The 23,450-nt window shown below is 65.9% G+C and carries 22 protein-coding genes; 3 read left to right on the top strand and 19 right to left on the bottom strand.

All coding sequences use genetic code 11. The features are described 5' to 3' along the window. Positions 1 to 11: 11 nt before the first annotated feature. The 12 genes from ACR81A_RS06935 to ACR81A_RS06880 all read right to left on the bottom strand — a co-directional run bounded on the left by ACR81A_RS06935 (position 12) and on the right by ACR81A_RS06880 (position 17,266). Positions 12 to 977, bottom strand: a complete 966-nt coding sequence (locus ACR81A_RS06935) for an ABC transporter permease (RefSeq protein ID WP_440313103.1) — start codon at positions 975 to 977, stop codon at positions 12 to 14. Next, positions 977 to 1,939, bottom strand: coding sequence for an ABC transporter permease (locus ACR81A_RS06930; protein WP_440313102.1), 963 nt, complete (start codon positions 1,937 to 1,939; stop codon positions 977 to 979). Before ACR81A_RS06930 ends, ACR81A_RS06935 begins: the two co-directional genes overlap by 1 nt. Then, positions 1,936 to 3,777, bottom strand: a complete 1,842-nt coding sequence (locus tag ACR81A_RS06925) for an ABC transporter ATP-binding protein (RefSeq protein ID WP_440313101.1) — start codon at positions 3,775 to 3,777, stop codon at positions 1,936 to 1,938. Before ACR81A_RS06925 ends, ACR81A_RS06930 begins: the two co-directional genes overlap by 4 nt. A 75-nt stretch (positions 3,778 to 3,852) precedes the next feature. Next, complete coding sequence (locus ACR81A_RS06920) at positions 3,853 to 5,616, bottom strand: ABC transporter substrate-binding protein (RefSeq protein WP_440313100.1); 1,764 nt, start codon at positions 5,614 to 5,616, stop codon at positions 3,853 to 3,855. 171 nt (positions 5,617 to 5,787) lie between these two features. Continuing rightward, positions 5,788 to 6,936: a hypothetical protein gene (locus ACR81A_RS06915; protein ID WP_440313099.1), complete on the bottom strand. Its 1,149-nt coding sequence runs from the start codon at positions 6,934 to 6,936 to the stop codon at positions 5,788 to 5,790. Then, complete coding sequence (gene ffh, locus ACR81A_RS06910) at positions 6,937 to 8,502, bottom strand: signal recognition particle protein (protein WP_202383086.1); 1,566 nt, start codon at positions 8,500 to 8,502, stop codon at positions 6,937 to 6,939. A 95-nt stretch (positions 8,503 to 8,597) separates the two neighbouring features. Then, positions 8,598 to 9,452 (bottom strand): 3-hydroxyacyl-CoA dehydrogenase, encoded by an 855-nt coding sequence (locus ACR81A_RS06905; protein WP_202383085.1) that lies wholly within the window; start codon positions 9,450 to 9,452, stop codon positions 8,598 to 8,600. 161 nt (positions 9,453 to 9,613) lie between these two features. Next, entirely contained in the window at positions 9,614 to 10,489 is an 876-nt protein-coding gene (gene ftsY / locus ACR81A_RS06900; RefSeq protein WP_202383084.1) for a signal recognition particle-docking protein FtsY, read from the bottom strand. A 67-nt stretch (positions 10,490 to 10,556) separates the two neighbouring features. After that, positions 10,557 to 14,228, bottom strand: a complete 3,672-nt coding sequence (locus tag ACR81A_RS06895) for a chromosome segregation SMC family protein (RefSeq protein ID WP_440313098.1) — start codon at positions 14,226 to 14,228, stop codon at positions 10,557 to 10,559. A 102-nt stretch (positions 14,229 to 14,330) separates the two neighbouring features. Then, positions 14,331 to 14,894, bottom strand: coding sequence for an OsmC family protein (locus ACR81A_RS06890; RefSeq protein WP_202383082.1), 564 nt, complete (start codon positions 14,892 to 14,894; stop codon positions 14,331 to 14,333). A 109-nt stretch (positions 14,895 to 15,003) separates the two neighbouring features. Further along, positions 15,004 to 15,567, bottom strand: a complete 564-nt coding sequence (locus ACR81A_RS06885) for a hypothetical protein (protein WP_440313097.1) — start codon at positions 15,565 to 15,567, stop codon at positions 15,004 to 15,006. A 106-nt stretch (positions 15,568 to 15,673) separates the two neighbouring features. Continuing rightward, positions 15,674 to 17,266: an isocitrate lyase gene (locus tag ACR81A_RS06880; RefSeq protein WP_202383080.1), complete on the bottom strand. Its 1,593-nt coding sequence runs from the start codon at positions 17,264 to 17,266 to the stop codon at positions 15,674 to 15,676. 226 nt (positions 17,267 to 17,492) lie between these two features. Between ACR81A_RS06880 and ACR81A_RS06875 the strand changes: the two genes are divergently transcribed. Continuing rightward, the gene (locus ACR81A_RS06875) at positions 17,493 to 18,026 is read left to right on the top strand and encodes a hypothetical protein (RefSeq protein WP_440313096.1); all 534 of its coding nucleotides are present in this window, start codon (positions 17,493 to 17,495) and stop codon (positions 18,024 to 18,026) included. A gap of 237 nt (positions 18,027 to 18,263) precedes the next feature. On the opposite strand, the gene ACR81A_RS06870 is transcribed toward ACR81A_RS06875, so the two are convergent. Continuing rightward, entirely contained in the window at positions 18,264 to 18,668 is a 405-nt protein-coding gene (locus ACR81A_RS06870; protein ID WP_440313095.1) for a cupin domain-containing protein, read from the bottom strand. A gap of 127 nt (positions 18,669 to 18,795) precedes the next feature. Here ACR81A_RS06870 and ACR81A_RS06865 point away from each other — a divergent pair, with 127 nt between their 5' ends. Next, positions 18,796 to 19,371, top strand: a complete 576-nt coding sequence (locus tag ACR81A_RS06865; protein WP_440313094.1) for a GNAT family N-acetyltransferase — start codon at positions 18,796 to 18,798, stop codon at positions 19,369 to 19,371. Here the strand turns inward: ACR81A_RS06865 and ACR81A_RS06860 are convergent. Continuing rightward, entirely contained in the window at positions 19,355 to 19,804 is a 450-nt protein-coding gene (locus ACR81A_RS06860; RefSeq protein ID WP_440313093.1) for a MepB family protein, read from the bottom strand. The genes ACR81A_RS06865 and ACR81A_RS06860 overlap by 17 nt on opposite strands. 128 nt (positions 19,805 to 19,932) lie before the next feature. On the opposite strand from ACR81A_RS06860, the gene ACR81A_RS06855 reads away from it, so the two are divergent. Further along, on the top strand, positions 19,933 to 20,367 hold the full coding sequence (locus ACR81A_RS06855) for an ASCH domain-containing protein (protein WP_440313092.1): 435 nt from the start codon (positions 19,933 to 19,935) through the stop codon (positions 20,365 to 20,367). 21 nt (positions 20,368 to 20,388) lie between these two features. Here ACR81A_RS06855 and mutM read toward each other — a convergent pair whose 3' ends face one another. The 5 genes from mutM to coaD form a co-directional block, all read right to left on the bottom strand. After that, entirely contained in the window at positions 20,389 to 21,369 is a 981-nt protein-coding gene (gene mutM, locus ACR81A_RS06850; RefSeq protein WP_440313091.1) for a bifunctional DNA-formamidopyrimidine glycosylase/DNA-(apurinic or apyrimidinic site) lyase, read from the bottom strand. A 5-nt stretch (positions 21,370 to 21,374) separates the two neighbouring features. Beyond that, a complete protein-coding gene (gene rnc / locus ACR81A_RS06845) occupies positions 21,375 to 22,058 on the bottom strand; it encodes a ribonuclease III (protein ID WP_237462909.1) in 684 nt (227 codons plus the stop codon). A gap of 69 nt (positions 22,059 to 22,127) precedes the next feature. After that, positions 22,128 to 22,331, bottom strand: a complete 204-nt coding sequence (rpmF, locus tag ACR81A_RS06840) for a 50S ribosomal protein L32 (RefSeq protein WP_202383066.1) — start codon at positions 22,329 to 22,331, stop codon at positions 22,128 to 22,130. Positions 22,332 to 22,344: 13 nt separating this feature from the next. Then, entirely contained in the window at positions 22,345 to 22,953 is a 609-nt protein-coding gene (locus ACR81A_RS06835; RefSeq protein ID WP_202383065.1) for a YceD family protein, read from the bottom strand. Further along, on the bottom strand, positions 22,953 to 23,447 hold the full coding sequence (coaD, locus tag ACR81A_RS06830; RefSeq protein ID WP_202383064.1) for a pantetheine-phosphate adenylyltransferase: 495 nt from the start codon (positions 23,445 to 23,447) through the stop codon (positions 22,953 to 22,955). Before coaD ends, ACR81A_RS06835 begins: the two co-directional genes overlap by 1 nt. Positions 23,448 to 23,450 lie beyond the last annotated feature (3 nt).

The following is a 23,450-nucleotide window of genomic DNA, read 5'->3' as shown; positions in this document are numbered from 1 at the left end:
GGTCACTCGAACTACTTGCCGGCGGTGCGAACGCGCGAGTCGAGCAGCGCGTACAGCGTATCGACCACGAGGTTTGAGATGACCACGAAGACACCGCCGAGCAGTACGATCGCGATCACCACGGGCCGATCCTGCATTGCCACGCTCGTGACTGCGAGAGCGCCCACGCCCTGGAGGCCGAACACCTGCTCGATCACAATCACGCCACCGAGCAGCATGCCGATGTCGATCCCGAGCTGGGTGACGAGCGGCGGCATGGCACTGCGGAAGGCGTGCACATACGTCACCCGCCGCTCTGTGAGGCCCTTCGCGCGCGCGGTGCGCACGTAGTCCTGCCCGAGCACCTCAAGCATCTGGCCGCGGGTGAGCCGCGCGTACACAGCGCTCGTAACGAGCGCGAGCGTGCACCAGGGCAGGATCAGGTGCCACGCCCACTGCAACGGATCCTGCGCGAAGGGCACGTAGCCGGAGGGCGGGAAGAGCGTAATCCCCAGCTTTGTCGGCAGGAAGTAGAGCGTGTAGAGCGCGAGCATGCCGAGCACGAACGTGGGGAAACTGATGCCCACAATGGCAAAGCCCTGACCCAGTCGATCCCGCACGCTGCCGGGCCGCTTCGCCGATGCAATGCCGATCGGGATGCCAATGAGGAGCCACACGATGACAGCGCCAAACACGAGCGACATCGTGATCGGGATCCGGGTGAGCACGATGTCCGCGACCGGCAGGTTGGTCCGGTACGAGTATCCCAGGTCGCCCTGCACGAGGTTGCCGATGAACATGAGGTACTGCTCAAGCATCGGCTTGTCGAGCCCGAGATTCGTGCGGATCTGCGCCATCAGCTCCTCGGTCGCCTTGTCGCCCGCGATAATGCGCGCGGGGTCGGAGGGCGTGACGTAGAACAGCACGAAGACGAACACGCTGAGGAGAAACAGCACGAGCACACCAAAGCCGATGCGCGAGGCGAGGAAGCGAACCATCACTTCCCTCCCTTCGTGGAGGACGGGTCGAGCGCATCGCGCAGACCGTCACCGAGCAGATTGAACGCGAGCGTCAGCGCGAGGAGGGCGAGACCGGGAACGAGCACCATCCACGGCGCCACCATGTACATCGAGCCGTTCGCCGCGTCCGCGAGCATGTTGCCCCAGCTGGGCGTCGGCGGCACGATGCCGAGGCCGAGGAACGACAGGGTGGCCTCGAACACGATCGCCGCGGGGATCATGAGCGTGGTGTAGACGATGATCGGCACCACGAGGTTCGGCAGCACACCCGTGAACATGATGGACATCCGTGACTCGCCGAGTGAGCGGGCAGCCTCCACGAACTCGCGCTCGCGGATGGCGAGCACCTGACCGCGGATCACGCGTGCGAGCCCGGTCCAGCTGAAGAAGACGATGACGGCGATGGAGAGCTGCAGACTCGGGCCGAGCACCGACACCGTGGCGATTGCGACGAGCAAGAACGGCACGCTCATCACCAGGTCGATCACCCGGCTGAGGATCGTGTCGACCACGCCGCCGAAGAAGCCGGCGATCATTCCGATGAGAATGCCGATCGCCGACGCAATGAGCGATGCAACAACGCCGACCAGCAGCGACACGCGTGCGCCATAGGCAAGTCGGACCAGGATGTCGCGGCCGAGCTGATCGGTGCCGAGGATGAACTCACTGCTCGGTCCCACCGGTATGCCCGCTGACGACAGCCCGGTCTCGCGGAACTGCTCGGTTGGCCCGTGCCCGGTCCACTGTGCCACGAGCGGCGCGCCCAGCGCGAACGCCACGATCAGCACAATGACGATCGCGGAGACGATGCTCGCGGGATCACGGACGAGGCGAGCGGCAGTGAGCTGCCAGGAGCTGCGCGCCTTGACCTCCGCGGCACGCCGAGCGGCAGCCGCCGGGGTGATGAGCACCTTGGTCTCTTTTGAGAAAACGCGGTTCATGCGTGGGCCTCCGTCCCAGAGACCGCCGCCGCGGCAAGGAGCTCTCGCTCGCGCGGACGGCGGGGAATCTCGGGCGCCGCCGCGGCAAGCAGGCGCTGCGTAAAGGGCTGCTGCGGGGCGCCGTAGACGGCTTCCGCTTCACCAAGCTCGATGATGCGGCCGCCCTCCATCACGGCGATGCGGTCGCACACGTGCCGCACCACGGCGAGGTCGTGGGAGATGAACAGGTAGGTGAGTCCCAGCTCGCGTTGCAGCTCGTCGAGGAGGTTCAGCACCTGGGCCTGAATCGACACGTCGAGCGCCGAGACCGGTTCGTCCAAGATCACGAGCTCAGGCCGAAGCGCAATCGCACGCGCGATGCCGATCCGCTGCCGTTGGCCCCCCGAGAACTGAGACGGGAAGCGGTTGAAGTGTTCGGGGTTGAGACCCACCAGCTCCATCAGTTCCTGCACCCGAGCCTGGCGCTCGCGACCAGACGCGACCCCGTGGATCCGAAACGGGTCCCCAATAATCGCGCCGACGCGACGCTTCGGGTTCAGTGACCCGAAAGGATCCTGGAACACGACCTGCACGCGCCGCCGCTGGGCACGCCACTCCTCACCGCGCAACTCCGACGTATCGCGGCCGTCGAAGTGAACAGTTCCACTCGTCTGCGGGATGAGGCCCGCAATCGCGCGGGCAAGGGTGGTCTTCCCACAGCCACTCTCTCCCACGAGGCCGAGCGTTTCACCACGCCGCACCGACAGGCTGATGCCGTCGAGCACACGCTTGGGCGCTGCCCGTCGTTGCCGAAATTCGAGCGCCAGATCACGCACTTCCACAATCGCGTCGTCCTCGGAGATCGCCAGCGCAGGCAGCTTGGGATCGGGCGGTGCGGGGGCGCTCGGCGGCGTCTCGAGCCAGCACAGTGCCTCGGTGCCGTCGGAAAACTCGCGCAGCGGCGGACGCTGGCCACAAATCTCCATCGCATCCGGGCAGCGGCTCTGGAACACGCAGCCGCTCGGCGGTGTCAAGAGGCTCGGCGTGCGTCCAGCGATCGGCACGAGCGGCGCGCCCGGAGCCGTATTGAATGAAGAGGAGCGCAGCAACCCGGCCGTGTAGGGGTGGGCCGGGTTGCCGAGCACCTGGGCGCTCTCCCCCAGCTCAAGGCGACGCCCCCCGTACATCACCATGACGCGATCGGCGACGCGCGCCAGCACGCCGAGGTCGTGGCTGATCATGATGACCGTAGCCCCCAGGTCCGCGCGCATCTCTGCGAGCAGATCGAGGATCTGTGCCTGCACGGTCGAGTCCAGAGCGGTGGTGGGCTCGTCGGCGATGATGATCGCCGGCCCCAGGGAAAGCGCCATCGCAATCATGACGCGCTGGCGCATCCCGCCTGAGAACTGGTGCGGGTATGCGTCGAAGCGCTCCACCGCGTTCGGGATCCGCACCTTCTCGAGCAGCTCGATCGCCCGCGCCTTCGCCTCAGCTTTCGTCACCTGCTCGTGGGCGCAGATCTGCTCAACGATCTGCCACCCGATGGTGTACTGCGGGTGCAGGCTCGAGAGCGGATCCTGGAAGATCATGCTGATCTCCTTGCCGCGGAGCCTGCGAAGCCCATCGGCACCGAGAGTCAGCAGGTTTTGCCCTCGAAACGACACCGTCCCGGACGTCTTCGCCTGCGGGATCAACCCCATGACTGACTGCACGAGTACGGACTTCCCGGAGCCAGACTCGCCCACGATGCCGAAGAACTCGCCCTCCCGCACGTCAAATGAGACATCCTGCACAGCGTGCACATCGCCATCCTCTGTGGGGATGTCCACCACGAGATTCGACACTTCAAGAATCGTCATCCGATTCACCTTTCCCAGGCGCGGGTGGGGCGGTGCGACCACACAGGAGCACCGCCCCACCCTGCTACCGAGTTGTTACTTCGTGAGCCAGACGTTCGTCCAGTCGCCGTTCTGGGCGAGCGCATAGATCTCGAAGTTCTCGACGCGCGCTGAGTGGTAATTGGCCTTCTTTCGAGCGACAATGCTCACAATGGGCGAGTCCTGCATCACGGTCTCGTCCACCTGGTGCCAGAGCTTGCCTGCCTCCTCAGGGGTCGCTGCTGACAGTGCCTCGGTGGCGAGCTTGTTTGCCTCATCGTTGTTGTAGTCGACGTAGTTGTAGGTCTGCGGGGTACCGTCGAACGTGAACTGCGGCTGGAACACCGAGCGCGCAGCGCCGCCTACCCAATCCGGGGACCAGCCCACCAGTGCAACGTCCCACTCGCCGCCGGTCGTGTTCTCCACGTTTGACATGAAGTTGGCGTAGTAGTCCGTCGGCGGGACTGGGAAGAGCTCAACCGTAATACCCGCGGCCTCGAGGCTCGCCTGTACCGTCTGTGCGATGTCGGGCTGGGTGCCTAGGTTTCGGTAGGGGAACTTGAGCGTGAGGTTCTCGACTCCCGCTTTCGCCAGCAGCTCCTTCGCCTTCTCCGGGTCCGCCTTGCCCGACTTGTCGCCGTACAGCGAGAAGTCCTCGTAGCCGTTAACGCCAGGGCCGAAGATACCGTTCGTTACGGTAGCGATGTCCTCGCCGCCCATCACCTGCACGACTGCGGGCTTGTCGATGGCGTACTGAATAGCCTGACGCACCTCGAGCTTCTGCAATGCGCCGCCGTTGTTGTCGGTTTTCGTGTTGAACCAGAGGAACTGATCGATGCCACCGTTCTCCATAGTGGAGAACTTCTCATCGTTCGCGGTTGTGAGCTGCTGAATGTTCGCGGGGCTCGGTTGGAGGTCGAAAAGAAGATCCGCGGAGCCAGCCTGCAGCTGCTGCATGGCGGCGTCGGCCTCGAGACCCATGGTCATCTGGATCTCGTCGACGTACGCGCCGCGGAGCGGATCGCTCTTCACGTCCCAGGCCTCGTTGCGAACGAACTTCATCGAGACGTCGGGCTTGTGCTCGGCCACCGTGTACGGGCCTGAAGCAATGAAGTTGTTGCGGTACTCGGGTGAGTCCGGCAGGTAGTCGAGCACCTCAATCGGCGCGGGGTTGGCCGTCGGCAGGCTGAGCATCGAGGTGAAGTCGGATGCGGGCTCAGTGAGTGTAAACACCACGGTCTTGTCGTCGGGCGTCTCAATGCCGGAGATGTCGTTCTTCTCGATGTAGTCCTTCATCGGCCCGACCTCGGGAGCCACCTTCGCGAAGCCATCGCAGAAGCTCTCCATGCCGTCGATCAGATTGATGAAGTACCCACCGAGCGCCGCCCCGATATGCGGATTGCAGATGCGCTTGATCCCGCGCTCGACGTCGCTCGCCACGATCGCGCGAGCGCCGTCTGGAGCACCCCACTGCGCACCGTCGCGCAGTGTAATCGTGTAGGTGAGACCATCGTTTGTGGGCTCTGGAACCTCGGTCGCGAGATCACCGGTCAACTCCACACGCTTGTCGACCTCGTTCGACGACTCGTAGCTCAGGATCGAACGGGAGATCGCGCGGACCACGCTGTTCACCGGCACATAGGCCGTGAGCTGCGGGTCGAGCCGATCCACATCGCCGTTCGCGAGCACCTTGAGGGTGCCGCCCGTCTGGGGTTCACCGGCAGCGTCGCCACCGCCCCCGCCACCGCTCGCACAGCCGGTGAGGCCGATCGCGGCAACGGCCACCATGGCCGCGCCTGTCAGGATCTTGTTCCGAGTCATTGAGTCACCCTTGATTCGTTGAGTCGCACAGCACCGCTCGGCCTGTGGTCGGGATCAGGGAGAAGCCCCATCACCCGGTTAGTACAATAGTACATGTCAGAGTGTACATGGCGCAGAAAAATCACGGCTCGGTCACGATCCGAGAGACCGGGCGGGCGGAAGCCAGAACAGCTAGCTCAGGTCGAGCAGCCACCCCAGCACAAAGGGGAAGGTGAAGAACGCCGCACCGAGGGCGCACACGAGCGCTACGGTCCACACGCGCGAGCCGCGCGCGAGCCGCTGCCCAGGCGCGGCGACCTGCAGGCGCGGACGCGCAGCGCGCGGGTCGGTGTAGTGGCGGGCCTGGTGGCCGAGCTCCGCGCCGAGTACCTCCGCGAAGAGCAGCAGCGCCGTGGTCTCCGAACGGTCCCAGCGCCGCCCCACGCGGCGCGACACAATGAGGATCCGATCCTCGACAACCTCGATATCCCAGTGCTTCCCGTGATCGATGAGCACTGCCATCACATCGGGCGTGAGGAGCTCAAGCGCGTCGCGCGCGTAACCCTTGGGGGCATAGCTCGCGAAGTAGCGGTCGAAGTTGCCCTCCAAGGAGAGTCGTTGCGCCCCTGCAAGGAACTCTCTGAGCCGTCCGTTCGACAGCGAATCAATGACGAGGTGCGGGAGGGCACGGGGAGCACGGAGCTGGAGGTAGCGGAAGCCGAGGAGCGGGCCTCGCGCATCGTTCTTCCCCCCAGAATACGACGCGATCGCGAGCTGAAGCGACGGCTCTGCCCCCAGCCAGGCGGGCTGCTCCGCAGGGGAAAGCGAGAAGTTGGCGCGGAAGCGCGCTGCATCGCCCGGCACCGCGAGCATGCCGAGCCGTCTGCGTCGCGCCGCCCCGCGCGCTGTCCCATCGTTCGGCTCCGCAAAGAAGATCCCGCGCGCGGGCGGCGCAGCACCCAGCCGGGCGTAGCTCAAGCCACGAGCGGCGGCGAAGCTGCGAAACGCGAGCTCGCGGCGCAACTCACGCGGCCGATCCAACAGGATCACCGCGAACACGCCGAGCATGAGGACCAACCAGAAGCCCCCAACCACGAGGCCGCCGCGCATCCACTCAAGCCACGCGGGGAGAGATATTGGTGCGGGGAACTCGCCAGCGAGCGAGGTCCACAGCAGCAGTGCGGCGATCGTGGGAACCACCAGCGCGGCGCCACCCGCCGCCCGCCAGAAGACGCGCGGCTCCGCGGCGCGCACTTGGCCCCAGCTGATCCGCGCGGGCCACTCGCGTCGGAAGAGCGTGAGACGCTCGGCTGCCGCAGCGCCGTGCGGCAGCGAACTCACTTAGCGCATGCCCTTCCCCAGCATCTGCTGCAGCTTCGCCATATCTTCCTCGGTCGGCTGCGCGCCCGCACCCTTCCCCAGGCCGAAACCGGAACCCGTGGGCGTCTCGGCCTGCTTCGCGGCCACGCCCGCGGCTTCCTGGGCACGCTTCGCGGGGTTGCCGGAGCGCTGCTTGCCCTTACTCTTGGCCTGCTGCTTCTTCTTCCCGCCGTGGCCGCCCATGCCGGGCATCGGGCCCATTCCGGGAATCTGCGGGACACCGCCGCGGGCAACAGTCTTCATCATCTTCGCGGCCTGCTCGAAGCGCTGCACGAGCGCGTTCACATCGGTCACGGTCATCCCAGAGCCCTTGGCGATGCGCAGGCGTCGCGACCCGTTGAGGATCTTCGGGTTCTGCCGCTCAGCCTTCGTCATCGACTGGATGATTGCCTCGGTGCGCACGATCTCGCGCTCATCGAAGTTGTCGAGCTGCTCCTTCATCTTCCCCATGCCGGGAAGCATGCCCATCATCTTCTTGATGGAGCCGGCGCCACGAAGCTGCTGCATCTGGCCGAGGAAGTCGTCGAGCGTAAACTCGTCCTTCGCGATCTTCTCGGCGACCTTCCGCGCCTCGTCCTCATCGAACGCGCTCTGTGCCTGCTCGATCAGCGAGAGGATATCGCCGAGGTCAAGGATGCGGCTCGCCATCCGGTCGGGGTGGAACGGCTCGAAATCCCCAAGCCCCTCACCCGTCGAGGCGAACAGGATCGGGCGTCCGGTCACGCCGCGGATCGACAGCGCCGCGCCACCGCGGGCGTCGCCGTCGAGCTTCGTCAGCACGACACCGGTGAAGTCCACGCCCTCCTGGAAGGCCTGCGCGGTTGCAACGGCGTCCTGGCCGATCATCGCGTCAATCACGAAGAGGACCTCGTCGGGTTCCACCGCCTTGCGGATGTCCGCAGCCTGCTGCATGAGCTCCTGGTCAACACCCAGTCGACCAGCCGTGTCGACGATCACGAAGTCGTGCTGCTTCGCGCGCGCCTCGGCAACACCCCCCTTGGCCACCTTGACGGGATCGCCAACGCCATTGCCCGGCTCGGGCGCGTAGATTGCCACGCCGGCCTGCTCAGCGACCACGCCAAGCTGTGTGACGGCGTTCGGTCGCTGCAGGTCACACGCAACGAGCATCGGCGTGTGGCCCTGATCCTTCAGCCACTTCGCCAGCTTGCCCGCGAGGGTCGTTTTACCCGCGCCCTGCAGGCCGGCGAGCATGATGACCGTCGGCGGCTTCTTCGCGAACTGCAGCCGGCGCTGCTCACCACCAAGAATCGCGACGAGCTCTTCGTTGACGATCTGCACGACCTGCTGAGCGGGGTTGAGCGCAGCATTGACCTCGTCGCCGAGGGCACGCTCACGCACCTTCCCTGTGAAGTCCTTCACGACGTCGAGCGCGACGTCTGCTTCGAGCAGCGCGCGTCGAATCTCGCGGACGGTGCTGTCAACGTCAGACGCGGAGAGCTTGCCCTTCGCACGCAGGTTCTTGAAGGTGTCGGTGAGCCGCGCAGAGAGGTTTCCGAAAGTAGCCATGATGGGTCGATTCTAGCTCTTTGCACGACGCAGGTGCGCATCATGCAGCGGTGGCCCGGGTCGTGTCGACCCGGGCCACCATGAGTGGATGTGAACTACTTCGCGCTGTAGTCGTAGAAGCCGCGTCCTGCGCCCTTCCCGAGCCAGCCCTTGTCGATGTACTCACGCTTGATGTGCGCGGCGAACTCCTGCATCTCGGGATCCTCGCTTGACGCCCCCAGCTGGTAGGGCGTCATCATGCCGACGACGTCGTATATCTCGAACGGGCCGGTCGGTGCTCCCGTTGCGATCTTCCAGGTCTTGTCGATGTCCTCGGGCGTTGCGACGCCGCGCACGAGCAACCGTGCACCGGCATTCAAGAACGGGACCAGGAGGGAGTTCAGCACGTATCCCGGCTGCTCCTTGTGGATGCGGATCGGCACCATTCCGATCTCTTCCGCGAACTGGGCGACCGCTTCGAACACCGCGGGATCGGTGCCCTCGTGCCCCATCACCTCGCCGACATTGAACTTCCACACCTCATTTGCGAAGTGGAGCGCAAGGAACTTCTCGGGGCGGCCGGTGAAGGGCGCGATGTCGCTCGGCAGGAGGGTCGAGGAGTTCGTGGCGAAGATCGTCTTCGCGGGGGCGAGCTCTCCCACCCGCTCCCAGGTGCTCTGCTTGATGTCGAGCCGCTCAGGAACCGCCTCGATCACGAGATCAGCATCGGCGAGCGCGTCGGCGAGATCCGAGGACGTCCGGATTCGAGCCACCGCCGCATCGAGCTTTTCGGGCGTGGCGTCGGGCAGGTCGCGCAGGTAGAGCGGCTTCAGGTATTCCCAGCGCTCGGCGAGCTTGCCGAGAATCTCATCGCTGAGGTCGTACGCGACCACCTGCTTGCCCGAATACGCCGCCTGGAAGATGATCTGGGAGCCGAGGACGCCGGTTCCCAGGACGGTGAGGTTCTGCATGTCTACCCTTTCTCGAACGCCCCGCCTGGTTGGCGTGGCTTTCGGTCCGGCGGCCGCAGCTCGTGGCTCAGCCGTCAGGCCTCGTTCTTCTAGGTATACCGCACTTTTGCACTCAGCGGTCAGTTTTTCGCGACGGGCGGAAGAAACTGCGCCGCACGCAGCTATCCGACGAGCTGCTGGGCAAACACGTGCGGGGTGAAGCCCGTGAGGTCAGTGATGCCCTCTCCCTGACCGACCAACTTGATCGGCAGCCCCGTCTTCTCCTGTACCGAGAGCACGAAGCCCCCCTTCGCCGAACCGTCAAGCTTCGTGAGCACGAGTCCCGTCACCCCTGCGTGTTCGATGAACGCTTCCGCCTGCGCGAGCCCGTTCTGGCCCGTCGTTGCGTCGAGCACCAGCAGCACCTCAGCCACGGGCGCCTGCTTCTCGATCACGCGGCGCACCTTGCCGAGCTCGTCCATGAGGCCGCCCTTGGTCTGCAGGCGCCCCGCGGTATCGATGATCGCGATCTCGAAGTCCTCCTCGATGGCCCGCTGCACGGTCTGGAACGCAACCGAGGCGGGATCCTGGCCCTGCTGCTGCGGCTTCACGATGTCCACGCCCGCGCGATCAGCCCACGTGGCGAGCTGCTCAACCGCGGCCGCACGGAAGGTGTCTGCGGCACCGACAATGATCCGCTTGTCGAAATTCTTGAGGTAGTTGGCAAACTTCCCAATGGTCGTCGTCTTGCCGACCCCGTTCACCCCCACCACGAGAATCACGGCCGGCCGCTCGGAGAGCCGAAGCGTCGGATCGTACTTGGCGAGGCGCTCCTCGACGGCGTCGCGGAGCATACTGCGGAGCTCCTTGACCTCGGTGACACGGTGCCGATCGACGTCCTCACGGAGCTGGTCGAGGATGCTCTCCGTGACGTCGGGGCCGAAATCTGCGGTGATGAGGGCGGTCTCCAGATCGTCCCACGTGTCTTCAGTGATCAGCGCGGGGCCGCTGAAGATGTTGCGGAATGCCTTCGAGAAAGACCAGGATCGCTCAGCCATACCCTGAGTCTAGTGGTGGGGTCTCGTGGTGGGCTCTCGTGGTGGGCTCTCGCCCGCTTCAGACGGCTCAGTCCTCGCGGGTGATGCGCTGACCGACCACGGCGGAGATCCCGTCCTGCCGCATCGAGACCCCGTAGAGCGCGTCGGCGATCTCCATGGTGCGCTTTTGGTGGGTGATGATGATGAGCTGCGAGTTCTCGCGCAGCCGCTCAAACACCTGCAGCAGTCGTCCGAGGTTTGCGTCGTCGAGCGCCGCTTCAACCTCGTCGACGATGTAGAACGGGCTCGGCCGCGCCTGGAAGATCGCGATGAGCCACGCCACCGCCGCCAGCGAACGTTCTCCGCCGGACAGCAGCGAGAGGCGTTCGACTTGCTTGCCGGCGGGCCGGACCGTCATTTCGATCCCCGTGCCGAGCAGATCCTCGGGCGCACTCAGCGCGATCTCGCCAGAGCCGCCCGGGAAGAGGATCGGAAACACCTCGGCAAACGCGGCCCGGGTGTCCTCGAACGCCGCCGCAAAGATTCCCTGCATCTTCTCGTCGAGTTCGCTGATGATCGCGAGCAGGTCGGCGCGCGTCTTCGTGAGGTCAGCGAGCTGTTCGGTGAGGAACGAGTGGCGCTGCTCAAGCGCCGCGAACTCCTCGAGAGCAAGCGGGTTGATTCGCCCGAGCTCCGCCAAGCGCTTCTCCGCCTTGGCCAGTCGCCTCTCCTGCTCCGCACGCACAAACGGACGCGTCCTGACCTGCTGCACCGCCTCGTTGACGGTGGCAGTGTCGCTCGCGGCAGCCGGCTGGTCGAGGCCAAGCTCCGCGGCAAGCTCGGCCTCGAGGGCATTCGCGAACCGCGGCTCGGGATCGGCTCCGCCGGAAGCCAGCGCCTGCGTCTCAACGTCGGCGACGGCGTTGGCGTCTGGCTCGGGAATCGGCTGTTCGGGGCCATACTCTGCGATCAGCACGTCCTCGACGAGCCCGAGCTCGTTGCCCGCCCGCTCGAGAAGGCCGGAGAGCTGCAGCTTCCGCTCGTAGCTTTTCAGTTCAGCGCCGTGCACGCGCTCGGTGAGGCCGTGCAACGTGTGCCGCAGCTCCGCGTCTTCGGCGCGCAGGAGCGTGAGTTCCTGGCTGTGCCTCGCGCGTTCGGCCTCCGCCTGTTGCTGCGCAAGCCGCGCCTCGGCGAGCGAGCGATCGCAGGCGTCGAGAATCCCCGGCAGCGCCTCCGCAACGCGCTCCGCCTGTGCCACTTGCCGCGCCCGCAGCACGGCGCGCCTCGCCGCTTCCTCGGCAGCGCGCTGCTCTGCGGCGAGCTGCGCGATCAGCGCTTCGTGCCGCGCGAGGCCGGCGCGCGCACGCTCGCGGGCCGTCTCCAATCCGAGTCGACGCTCGAGCTCCGCAGCACGGGCCATTTCAAGCTCCGCGAGCAGGCCATCTCGCTGGCTGGCATCGAGGATCGGTCGCGGTGCCGCCTCCGCCTCGCGCAGCGCGTGCGCAGCACGGTTCGCCTGCTGCTCGAGCGGCGCTGCCGACGCTGCGACAGACGCGAGTCCCTGACGCGAACGCTCGGCTTCCGCGGCCGCGGAGTCCGCCCGGGTGGCGAGGCGGTTGCGTTCCTGCGCGATCTCCGCCAATCGAGCGTCAGCAGCGCGCAGCTGCGCGAACGACTCCTGGGTTGCGCGCTTTGCACGCGCGGCGTGCTCGCGCAGCTCCGCAAGTTCCAGTTCCGTGCCCGCGATCTGCTCAGCGACCTCGTCACGACGCTGCGTGGCCTGCTCGAGCTCCGCCGTGAGCGCGATGCGGGAAGGCGCGCCACCGGATCCACCGCTCAGCGTGTACGCGGTGAGTACGTCGCCGTCATCGGTGACCACCGTGTACCCGCCCCCGGGCAGGAGCCGAGTGAGCTCGGGCGCTGCTGCCACTGCCGCGTTCAGGCTGGGCGCGACGTAGCTTCGGGCGAGGAGGCCACGTACACCGTCGGGCGCAGCGAGCAGCAGATCAACCGCGCGCGTGAGGCCGGAAACCTCGGGTGCCGCGTCCGCGAGTTCGGCGCAGTACGAGAGCACGACCCGAAGTCTGCCGAGGTCCTGATCCCGAGCGAGATCCACGGCACGCTCCGCCGCAACCGTGTCCGCTGCAAGGAGTGCGTCGGCGTACGAGCCGAGCGCGGCGCCCACAGCGGCTTCAGCGCCCTCGCGCACGCGCACGCGCTCGGCGACCCGCCCCGTGATCCCGGGGCGGGACTCCGCGAGCAGCGCGCCTGACGCGTCCCGCTGGTCAAGCGTGCGGGCGAGCGCACCCACGCGGGCATCGAGTCCGGCACGCTCCTGCTCCAGTTCGTGTACCCGGTCGCGCGCAGCGTCACGCAGGGCTTCGGCCTGGGTCTGGGCGTCCTGTGCGGCGCGGTGCGCATCGTCAAGCCCGCCTTCAGGGCCCTCCGCAGCCTCCTCGCGGGCGGCAAAATCCGCGAGCTGGTCGCGCGCCTCGGCGAGCCGCGCCTCAGCCTGCGCAACTGCGTGCTCGCGTCGTGCGATCTCCTCGCCCACGGTCGCATGCTTCTGCGCCGCCGCCTCTGCCCTGCCGCGCAACTGCGACAGCTCGAGGTCGTGCTTCGATACCAGTGCGCTCTGAGCCGCAATGTGCTCGTCGATCGCGTCGAGCGCCTGCTGCGCGCGGCGGGTCGCCGCTCCGGCGGCCTCCCACGCCGTCTCAGCCTCGGGCACGGCGTCCGCGAGCTGGGCCGCCTCGGCCTCGGCCTCATCCACGGCGCCCTGACCGATGCGCGACAGCTGTTCGGGAGCCTCGGCCTGCGTCGCGAGGAACGTGAGGCGCTGCTGGGTTTGGGCGAACAGTCCGCGCAGTTTCGCCTGCACCGACTCGAGCCCAATCGTCACACGCCGGGCTGCGTCAAGCTCGTCACTCTGCTGCTCGGCTTCGAGCCGCTGGATCCGAAGCTGCTTCTGCTCGGTCTGCTCCTGCAGCACGATGCGCTCGGAGTGCCGCTCCGCCTCGTCGCGAGAGAGCGCGTCGAGCTCCGCGCGCACTCGGGCAACGTCGTCGGCGAGGAGCCTGGCCTTTGCGTCACGCACCTCGGCGGCGATGCCCTGCGCCGCGCGGGCGACCTCGGCCTGGCGTCCCAGCGGCTTGAGCTGTCGCCGGATCTCCCCCGCAAGGTCGTTCAAGCGGGTGAGGTTCGTTTCCATCGCATCGAGCTTGCGGAGCGTGCGCTCCTTGCGCCGCCGGTGCTTCAGGATCCCGGCGGCCTCTTCGATGAAGCCGCGGCGATCCTCCGGGGTGGCTCGGAGTACCGCGTCGAGCTGGCCCTGACCGACGATGACATGCATCTCGCGACCGAGGCCCGAGTCGCTCAGCAGCTCCTGCACATCGAGCAGCCGGCACGCCTCGCCGTTGATCGCGTACTCGCTCGAACCGTTGCGGAACAGCGTGCGACTGATCGTCACCTCGGTGTAGTCGATCGGCAGCGCACCGTCAGCGTTGTCAATGGTGAGGCGCACCTCTGCTCGGCCGAGCGGGCCCCGTGTCGCGGTGCCCGCAAAGATGACGTCTTCCATCTTCCCGCCGCGCAGCGTCTTCGCGCCCTGCTCACCCATCACCCAAGCGAGTGCATCAACGACGTTCGATTTCCCTGACCCGTTCGGGCCGACAATCGCGGTGACGCCGGGTTCAAACTGGAACGTGGTTGGTTGGGCGAAGGACTTGAAGCCCTTGAGCGTGAGGCTCTTCAGGTGCACGCTGCCTCCTCCCCACGCCGCATCGGCCGCTGATACTCCCCCGAGCTTAGCGGTGACCGGGTGCCGCGCCCCAGAAGGTGCGGGGCGCGGCCGAAGGAATCGCTACGCTTTCGCGACCTCAACCGAGATCGGCGTCGGGTTCGCAAAGAGGTCGTACACCGGGCAGTTCACGTCGACCGCATCGCGCAGCTGCTCGTACCGCTCCTGGGACTCCGGGCCCGTGAGCTCAATACGGAGACGGATCGCGCTGAAGCCGGGGCGCACCGTATCGTCCTTCCCGAGGAGCCGTGCAGCGTCGAGATCACCCTCCGCGGTCACATCAATGTCATCAACCTGGATGCCGAGGGCCTGTGCGTACAGTCGATACACGACCACCTGGCAGCCGATCAGCGCGCCGAGCGCGAGCTCGACCGGGCTCGGGGCGACGTCGTCCCCTGCGAGCGGCGCGGGCTCATCGATGACGAACTCGTGCTTGCCCGATCGCAGCCGAGTGGCGACCGCACCCTCGCCGCTGCCTGTCACGCGGTAGGTGAGCTTCGAGGAATCGCGGCGCGCGTCGATCCGCGCGCTCCACGCGGCGCCAGCAGCGTCGAGCCGAGTGGCACGATCCGCGGGCGCAATCTCGGGGATGTCAATGGTGGGCAGTGTGTCCGTCAGCGTCGTCATGCGGGCAACGGTACTGACGGTCGCCCGGCCGCGCACTTCTCCGCGACACAGTCGGTCACGCGAGGTCACGCGGCGTCATACGGCGCGCGGCATGCTGAGCAGCGGACCTCTACGCGGGCAGGATCGTTGTCGTTCGGATGCCGCGCACGCGTTCAGTTTCGAGCCGGAGGCCAAGCCCACGCAGTGTCGTCACGAGCGCAGCCGGAGGCAGCGGGAGGTGCTCCTCGGGCCGGTTGTTGCGGTGCAGCTGCCCCACTGTCCAGCGCTCACGCCGCCCAGCCGCATCAACCACCACCCGCGCCGGCGCACCATCGTGCACGATCACGATGCGTCGCAGTTTGGCAAGCCGGGCGACGGTGCGATCAGCGCTGTCGCCACCGATTGACACCGTTGCCGTTTCGCCCGACAGCGTCAGCGTGATCGGACGCGCCTGCGTGGAGAGGCGAAAGTACCCCACGAGTGCAGCAATGACGCCGCCGACGAGTATGGCGACGAGTACCGCGCTTGCGAGGCCCGACCCGGCGACACCCGCCACGCCGCCCGTGGTGACGCCCACGAACGCGCACACCGCCAGAAAGCCCGGTGAGTATGCCGCACGCACCCGGCTCGCCGTGAAGCGCAACTGCGCCCCGCCACTCACCAGTGTCCACTGCGCTGCATCCGTATCGCCCACGGAGCTCAGCCTAGCGATCCGGCCCCGCAGGAATTGACGAGCGGGGGCCCGGCCGAAGCCGAACCCCCGCTTTCGAGGTGCGCCCCTGGGAGGGGCGAGGTGAACCTTAGAACTGGTTCATCGTGTTGTCCTTGCCGCCAGCCTTGAGCGCTGCATCACCGGCGAAGTACTCCTTGTGGTTGTCACCAATGTCGCTGCCAGCCATGTTCTGGTGCTTCACGGTTGCGATGCCCTGGCGGATCTCTTCGCGCTGCACGTCGCGAACGTAGGTGAGCATGCCCTCGTCACCGAAGTAGCCCTTCGCGAGGTTGTCGGTCGACAGCGCCGCGGTGTGGTAGGTCGGGAGCGTGATGAGGTGGTGGAAGATGCCGGCACGAGCCGAGCCGTCCTTCTGGAAGGTGCGGATCTTCTCGTCAGCGAGTTCAGCGAGCTCGGTGCCGTCGTACTCGACCGCCATGAGCTTCTCGCGATCGTATGCCGACACGTCCTTGCCTTCTTCGGCCAGCTGATCGAACGCCTGCTGACGGAAGTTGAGCGTCCAGTTGAAGGAGGGGCTGTTGTTGTACACGAGCTTCGCATTCGGGACGACCTCGCGAATGCGGTCGACCATGCCTGCGATCTGCTCGACGTGCGGCTTCTCGGTCTCGATCCAGAGGAGGTCGGCGCCGTTCTGCAGCGAGGTGATGCAGTCGAGCACGCAACGGTCCTCGCCCGTGCCCTTACGGAACTGGTAGAGGTTCGAAGCGAGGCGCTTCGGGCGGAGGAGCTTGCCGTCGCGCTTGATGACGACGTCACCGTTGCCAAGATCAGCCTCAGAGATCTCCTCGACATCGAGGAACGCGTTGTACTGGTCGCCCAGGTCACCGGGGGTGTTCGTGACGGCCAGCTTCTGCGTGAGGCCGGCGCCGAGCGAGTCGGTACGGGCAACGATCACGCCATTGTCGATGCCAAGCTCAAGGAATGCGTAGCGCACCGCGTTGATCTTCGCGAGGAAGTCCTCGTGGGGAACCGTGACCTTGCCATCCTGGTGACCGCACTGCTTCTCATCCGAGACCTGGTTCTCGATCTGGATCGCGCACGCGCCCGCCTCGATCATCTTCTTCGCGAGCAGGTACGTGGCCTCGGGGTTACCGAAGCCCGCATCGATGTCGGCGATAATCGGCACAACGTGCGTCTCGTAGTTGTCGATCTGCGACTGGATGAACTCCACCGCGGTCTCGTCGCCGGCGACACGAGCGTCGTCGAGCTGCGTGAAGAGCAGGTCGAGCTCACGCGCGTCAGCCTGGCGCAGGAAGGTGTACAGCTCCTCGATCAGTGCGGGGACCGAGGTCTTCTCGTGCATCGACTGATCGGGCAGCGGGCCGAACTCCGAGCGGAGTGCAGCAACCATCCAGCCCGAGAGGTAGAGGTAGCGCTTGTTCGTGGTCTTCAGGTGCTTCTTGATCGAGATCAGCTTCTGCTGGCCGATGAAGCCGTGCCACACACCGAGCGACTGCGTGTAGACGGAGGAGTCGCCGTCGTACTCGGCCATGTCGCGGCGCATGATGTCTGCGGTGTACTGGGCAATCTCAAGACCCGTCTTGAATCGGTTCTGCGCACGCATGCGAGCGACGTACTCGGGGTTGATCTGGTCCCAGCCCGAACCGCTCTGCGCCTTGAGCGCCTCCACGGCGTCGATGTCGTTCTGGAATGCAGTCATGATGACTCCTTTGTAGTGGCTGCCAGATCACTTTCGCGGTGACCTTCCTGGACTAGTTCTCACTCTGCACCCTCCGAAACCCCCTCACTGCACAAATCAAGGGGTGAAATACTCGAGTATTTCTACTCGTCGGAAAATCTGCAGCACCGACGCCGCTTTCGGTGACACTCTCGACGCAGCATGGCAGCCCATAGGCTGGAACTCCGTACCCACCGAGAGGAGTGCCATGACTCCCCCAACTCCGGACCCGCGCTCACCCCGCGCGGCAGGCACTGACCCCGAACGATCCCACGGCGAGTTCTCGCACATCGAGCGCGCTCACGGCGTCGCGCGCGTCGGCCCGCTTGTCGCCCTGGGGGTCGGGGCGGCGTTTGCGGGCGTCATCGCGTTTGCCACCGGAATCGCGGCGACCTGGCTCATCCCCCTCGCGCTGATCACGTTCGGTGCATCGTGGGCTTGGGCTGCCGCGATCTCGGTCACGGTGGACTCGGAGCGAGCCCGGTTCCGCGCCCCGCTCGTGTCTCGAGCATTATCCCGCTCCGACGTCAGCCAGATCACCGTCACCGCAGACGACGGCATGAATCCGAGCATCATCAACTGGCCTGCGGCACCCGCCACCGTGGCTGGGGCCCGCATGCTCCGCTTCAGCATGGGCGGCACCGCTGCCGTGACGATCTCGACGTCCACTGGATCCGGCATCCAGTTCGTGGCACGCGATCGGGAGGCCGCACAAAGAATTGCAGACGCCTTCCAGGCCTAGGCTCGGGCCAGAGCGACAGGGTCGTCAACGTGATGCACAGGCGCGGGCCCGATCATGGCACCATTCTCGCGTGCACGACCAAGTGATGGGCAACGGAATACGGGAGATGGTCGCGAGCACGTGACGCAGCTGCGGCCGGTGAAGTACCGCGCCTCAGCGCCCGAAGCCTGCGAACGACTGGTCGCGCTCGCTTGTTTCCTCCTTGAAGAACAGGGAGAAGCCCTGCGCAGCTAAGGCCTAGTGGTCCTGGTCTGCCTGCGTGACGTGCACGGTGCCGGGCACGTGGTGCGGAGGCGCGTAAATACTGTAGACACGCATCGGCTCATCGCCGATGTTGCTGATGTTGTGCCAGACACCGCTCGGCACGAACACTCCCCAATCAGCGCCCACTTCTTCGTCAAACGTCAGCTGCTCGGCCGAGGGGCCCATCTGCACGCGTCCGCGCCCCTGCTCAAGGCGGAGGAACTGGTCCGTGTCGCCATGAAGTTCGAGGCCAATATCGCCACCCACCGGGATCGACATCAGCGTCATCTGGAGAAACTCGCCCGTCCACAGCGTCGTACGAAACACCTCGTTCGTGCGCGTCGCGTCCTCGAGGTTGACGACGTAGGGATTGGGGCCATGATCCGTGTGCTCGCTCATGGCCACACGCTAACACCAGAGTTTTCATTGGTCCAGCATAAAAACCTCTGAAGAGCACGGGAGGGCGCGGCACTGTGAGCCGCCGCCCCAGGCGGTCGGAGCACCGCCGGGCGAGCAAGACTGCAACGTGCACTGCTGCAATACTGGGCTTCATGCCCCCCCCTCCACGCCTCGACTCACGCTTCGCGAAATGACCGCGGATGATCTCCCCGCATTGCGAGCCATCTTGCAGGACGAGATCACGATGACCGCGTATGAGGGGGCGTTCGATGAGGCGCTCGTCCAGGCCTGGTTGCGTCGCGCGCTGGATCGCTACCGCGATGACGGGTTCGGGCTGTGGGCGGTGATCCTGCGCGAGACAGGCGAGTTCATCGGACAGTGCGGCCTCACACGGCAGCACATCCTGGGCGAGAATGTGATTGAGGTCGGGTATCTCTTCAATCGAGCGCACTGGCACCAGGGCTATGCTGTTGAGGCGGCAACGGCCTGCCGAGACTACGCCTTCACTCAGCTCGATGCGCGCCGTGTGTGGTCGCAGGTTCGCAACACCAATACCGCGTCGATGAATGTCGCGATCCGAATCGGTATGACGGTGCGCGGGCACTTCACCATGCAGTACCGGGGGGCCGAGCTGCCCCATCTCGCATTCGCGGTCGATCGAGCAGCGGAAGCTGCACCCTCGGACCTCAGCGAAGCTGCGTGAAATATGGCGCCTGGGCGCGCTGGGTCCTCGCGGCCTGCGGGTTCAAGTCCGAGCACCACGCGGGGTAGAGACGGAATCCACGTTTTCCGGTTTGCGTGCTCGTGCGCACGATTCCGAGCGCGCGCAGTGCTGCAGTTGGAAGGCGAAAGACCCCAAAGCGCGATTCGTCCCGGACAAACACCAGCAGCCCCGCCATACTCGCGTCCTCAGAGAACGGCCGCGTCGCGCCCACGCGGTCCCGTTCCCAGAACGCCACAAATGCACCGGGCTTGCGCGGCGTCACACGCGCGGTGCGAATGCGCCACAGCTCCGCATCGCAGACCACCGTGCCAGCCTCGTAGTCGCTGCCCTGTTCCTCAGCCTGCGGCTCTGCATCCGCGAACCGTAAGTCGCGTGATAGTGCGGCGTACTGAGCAAACGCGGAGAACTTCATCGTCCCAGCCTAGCGAGCACCGCAGGATTCCCCCGCCGCTAAGCTCAACGTGCCGCACACGCGCGGGTCAGTCGAAGGGGGAAACGATGGACGATTCGGTCGCACGACTCTGGGCTCAGTATCGAGGGGTGACCCCATCAGTACCTGCGAGCCTGCCGCTGTCGTACTCGTTCAGCGACAACGCTGAAGAAGCCGACGCTCTACTCGAACTCGTACTGTCGGGCGTGAAGTGCGCAACTGCGCCGTCAGTCGCCGAACTGGAGCTCGCTGGAGACCCGATCCCGCAGCCAGGCGACTATGCCATCGTGACGGACGAGGCCGGAATCGCACGCGCCGTCATTCAAACGCGGTCGGTCGAGATTCGGCGTTTCGCCGATGTGGACGAGGAGTTTGCGCGAACCGAAGGCGAAGGCGATCGAACCCTCAGCTGGTGGCGGACTGCCCACCAGGGCTATTACTCTCGCGTACTCGCCGGCACCGCCTACGCAGTGAGCGATGATCTTGAGGTTGTCTGCGAGGAGTTCGACCTTCTTTTTGCTGCCCCGGAACTGCACACGAAGTAGTCTCGCGAAAGCGACCAGTTCTCAACGCCGACGCTGGCAGCGGGGGCAGAAATGGCTCGAGCGCCCGCCGAAGGGAATTCGCTTCAGTGGCTCGCCACATCTATGACACGGTTCTCCCCCGCGACCATATGCATTGAGCGAGTGCGCGAAATACCCAGCTTGCCCGTTCACGTTGACGTACTGCTCGTCGAAGCTCGTGCCGCCCTCGGCGAGTGCCTGCGCAAATACGTCGCGGAGAAGTGCGAGGAGCCCGGTGAGGCGTGCCGCGGAGATCCGGCGTCCGGGTGTCTCAGGGTGCATCCGAGCGCGCCACAACGCCTCGTCCGCGTAGATGTTGCCCACCCCGCTCACGAGCGATTGATCGAGCAAGAGCTGCTTGATCCCGGAGCCACGACGGCGAGCCGAGGCGACGAACTCGGCATCATCAAAGTGCGGATCGAGCGGATCACGGGCAATGCGTGAAGCCTGCACGGGCAGCAACGCAGGAACTTCCGCGTCGCCCCCGAAGCCACCCGGCGCGCCGTCGGGCGTGGGTGCGAGGCGATCGAGGGCGAGCGAGCCAAAAAGACGCTGATCCGCGAAGTCAAGGCGCAGCTCGCCATGCGTGGGGTGCCCGATCCAAAGCCGAATGCGCACGTGTCGATCGTCAAGTGCCGTCGTGTCCCGAAGCAGGAGTTGACCGCTCATGCCGAGGTGAGCGAGGAGCGACCATGGCTCTGCGGTAGGCCGCTCGGCGGCAACCGGCACCCACATAAACTTCCCGCGCCGCGCCGGCGATCCCAGCGTGAGGCCGGTGACCCGGCGCTCAAAGTCGGCAGCGCGCGTTGCCGCAGCCTCAGCGGGCAGGGTGACGCCGTGCCCGCCGAGGCCATCGTCGCCGCCGAGCGGTACGTGGCGCTTGAGCGCGCGCGGATCCCGCACCTCCGCAGCAACCACGCGTGCTCCGGTAACGGCGGGGGCCAGCCCCGCACGCACCACCTCAACTTCGGGAAGCTCCGGCACGTGGACTAGCCTGCGCGTTGCCGCAGCTTGGCGAGCGCGTCGCGCGCGGCGGCGAGCTCAGCGTTCTTCTTGCTCGTCCCCGAGCCCCGGCCCGCAACCCCGGCGATCTTGACGTGCGCGGTGTAGCGCCGGTCGTGATCGGGCCCGGTGCCGTAGGTTTCGTACGGCGGGTGCGGCAGGCCCCGCTTCCCGGCTTCCTGCTGGAGCGCGGTCTTCGGATCGAGCGCATCCGTGAATCGATCGGGATCAGCGAGCAGCGTGTCCACAAGCCCGAGCACAAAGCGCTCAGCCTCCGCGGGGCCGGCCGAGAGATACACAGCACCGATGAGCGCCTCCACAGCATCCGCGAGGAGAGAATCCTTCTCACGGCCGCCGGTGAGCTCCTCACCCTTGCCGAGCAGAAGAACGGCGCCCACGCCGAGGTCGCGCGCCAACTCTGCGAGCGCCACCGAGGATACGAGCGCAGCTCGACGCTTGGCGAGTTCGCCCTCGCTCAGTTCTGGGTAGTCGCGATACAGCTTGACCGTCACTGCCTGGCCAAGGATGGAGTCGCCGAGAAATTCGAGGCGCTCGTTGTGCGGGGCACCGCCGTGCTCGTACGCCCACGAGCGGTGGGTCAGAGCGAGCTGTCCGAGTTCCGGCTCAACCGCAACACCGAGTGAAACAAGAAAGCCGTCGAGGCCACCCAGAGGGGACCCCGACGGCTTCTTGCGGTCGGTGCGCGGGAGCGATGATTCGTTCCCGTTCACGCGGCAGTCTTAGATGTCAGCGACCTTGCGGCCCTTGTACTCGAGGAACAGGGGGGTGCCCTGCGAGTCCTCGACCACGCGAGCGCGGTGCGGCAGGCTGTACACGGTCTTGCCGTTCTCAACGGTCTTGACCAGCGAAGGCACAGCGGCCTTCCATGCCGAACGGCGGTGACGGGTGTTCGAGCGCGACATCTTCCGCTTGGGAACAGCCATGATGTTCTCTTTCCTACTTGCTTTCAGACCCGGGATGTTCCCCCGAGCCAGGTTCTAGTTCAGCCGTGACGGTCTCAGCACTGGCATCAAAACCAGCCAGCGCCGCCCAACGCGGATCAATTTCCACATCAGGCACCGCCGCAGCCGATGCCTCGCGCAGCTCACCGGACTCGGGATCGAGTCCCGGGCAGTCCGGGCGACACACAGGCTGGAACGGAAGTGCAAGCACTACCGCGTCTCGGAGCGGAGGTTCAAGATCCACGTGATCACCGTGAACCTCATACTCGTCGGCCTCCGTAGGAGTATACGCGAAAAGCTCCTGAAACTCGACTTGAAACGGCGTGGTGAAATCTTTCAGGCATCGACCGCACTCAGCGTGCATCGTCGTGCGCGCCTCCGCCGATACCAGGATCCCTTCGTGCACCGATTCGAGCCGCACATCGAGCTCGATCTCAGCCCCTGCGGGGATTTCAGCGAGTGCCTCGCCCCACTTTTCAGGCAGCGAGATCGTGCGTGAGCGCTCACGCATCTCGCCCGGGCGATTCAGAATGTCGCGAATGCTCTCCTGGAACACACGGCTTGCTGCCCCGCGGCCGTTCGCCACGGCCTCTCCCCCGGCCATCAGGCAGGCCGCTTCTTGTCCAGGAAGCGCGCAACCGCGGGCGGGACGTACGGGCTTACGTCGCCGCCGAGCGAGGCCACCTGCCGCACCAGTGTGCTTGACACGTGCGCGTGCGCCGGGTCGGGCAGCATGAACACCGTCTCGACACCGGCGAGGCTGCGGTTCATCAACACCATCGGCGTCTCGTACGCCACATCGATCTGGGAGCGAATGCCCTTTACGAGGACCGACGCCCCGACCTCGGTGCAGTAGTCGACCAGCAGGCCGACCGACCACGAGGCGACAAGGATGTTGTCCGGAATATCCGGGTCTTCTTCGAGGGACTTCTTGATCAAACCGACGCGCTCAGAGAGCGGCAGCATGGCGTTTTTGCCCGGGTTGTGCACGACGAGCACGTGCACCTCATCGAACACGCCGGCTGCTCGCCGGATGACATCGAGATGCCCCAGGGTCACGGGATCAAACGATCCGGGGACGACTGCGATCTTACTCATGCG

Source organism: Leucobacter chromiireducens (genome assembly GCF_051993095.1).
Lineage (GTDB): Bacteria > Actinomycetota > Actinomycetes > Actinomycetales > Microbacteriaceae > Leucobacter > Leucobacter chromiireducens.
The sequence above is the reverse complement of the archived record's forward strand: the minus strand, read 5'-3'. Positions and strand labels throughout refer to the sequence as shown.

Bases quoted from the DNA above. Each gene is read 5' to 3' on its own strand.
- ACR81A_RS06935 (WP_440313103.1), bottom strand. From the start codon at position 977: ATGGTTCGCTTCCTCGCCTCGCGCATCGGCTTTGGTGTGCTCGTGCTG.
- ACR81A_RS06930 (WP_440313102.1), bottom strand. From the start codon at position 1,939: ATGAACCGCGTTTTCTCAAAAGAGACCAAGGTGCTCATCACCCCGGCG.
- ACR81A_RS06925 (WP_440313101.1), bottom strand. From the start codon at position 3,777: ATGACGATTCTTGAAGTGTCGAATCTCGTGGTGGACATCCCCACAGAG.
- ACR81A_RS06920 (WP_440313100.1), bottom strand. From the start codon at position 5,616: ATGACTCGGAACAAGATCCTGACAGGCGCGGCCATGGTGGCCGTTGCC.
- ffh (WP_202383086.1), bottom strand. From the start codon at position 8,502: ATGGCTACTTTCGGAAACCTCTCTGCGCGGCTCACCGACACCTTCAAG.
- ACR81A_RS06905 (WP_202383085.1), bottom strand. From the start codon at position 9,452: ATGCAGAACCTCACCGTCCTGGGAACCGGCGTCCTCGGCTCCCAGATC.
- ftsY (WP_202383084.1), bottom strand. From the start codon at position 10,489: ATGGCTGAGCGATCCTGGTCTTTCTCGAAGGCATTCCGCAACATCTTC.
- ACR81A_RS06890 (WP_202383082.1), bottom strand. From the start codon at position 14,894: ATGACGACGCTGACGGACACACTGCCCACCATTGACATCCCCGAGATT.
- ACR81A_RS06880 (WP_202383080.1), bottom strand. From the start codon at position 17,266: ATGACTGCATTCCAGAACGACATCGACGCCGTGGAGGCGCTCAAGGCG.
- ACR81A_RS06875 (WP_440313096.1), top strand. From the start codon at position 17,493: ATGACTCCCCCAACTCCGGACCCGCGCTCACCCCGCGCGGCAGGCACT.
- ACR81A_RS06870 (WP_440313095.1), bottom strand. From the start codon at position 18,668: ATGAGCGAGCACACGGATCATGGCCCCAATCCCTACGTCGTCAACCTC.
- ACR81A_RS06860 (WP_440313093.1), bottom strand. From the start codon at position 19,804: ATGAAGTTCTCCGCGTTTGCTCAGTACGCCGCACTATCACGCGACTTA.
- rpmF (WP_202383066.1), bottom strand. From the start codon at position 22,331: ATGGCTGTTCCCAAGCGGAAGATGTCGCGCTCGAACACCCGTCACCGC.
- ACR81A_RS06835 (WP_202383065.1), bottom strand. From the start codon at position 22,953: ATGGCCGGGGGAGAGGCCGTGGCGAACGGCCGCGGGGCAGCAAGCCGT.
- coaD (WP_202383064.1), bottom strand. From the start codon at position 23,447: ATGAGTAAGATCGCAGTCGTCCCCGGATCGTTTGATCCCGTGACCCTG.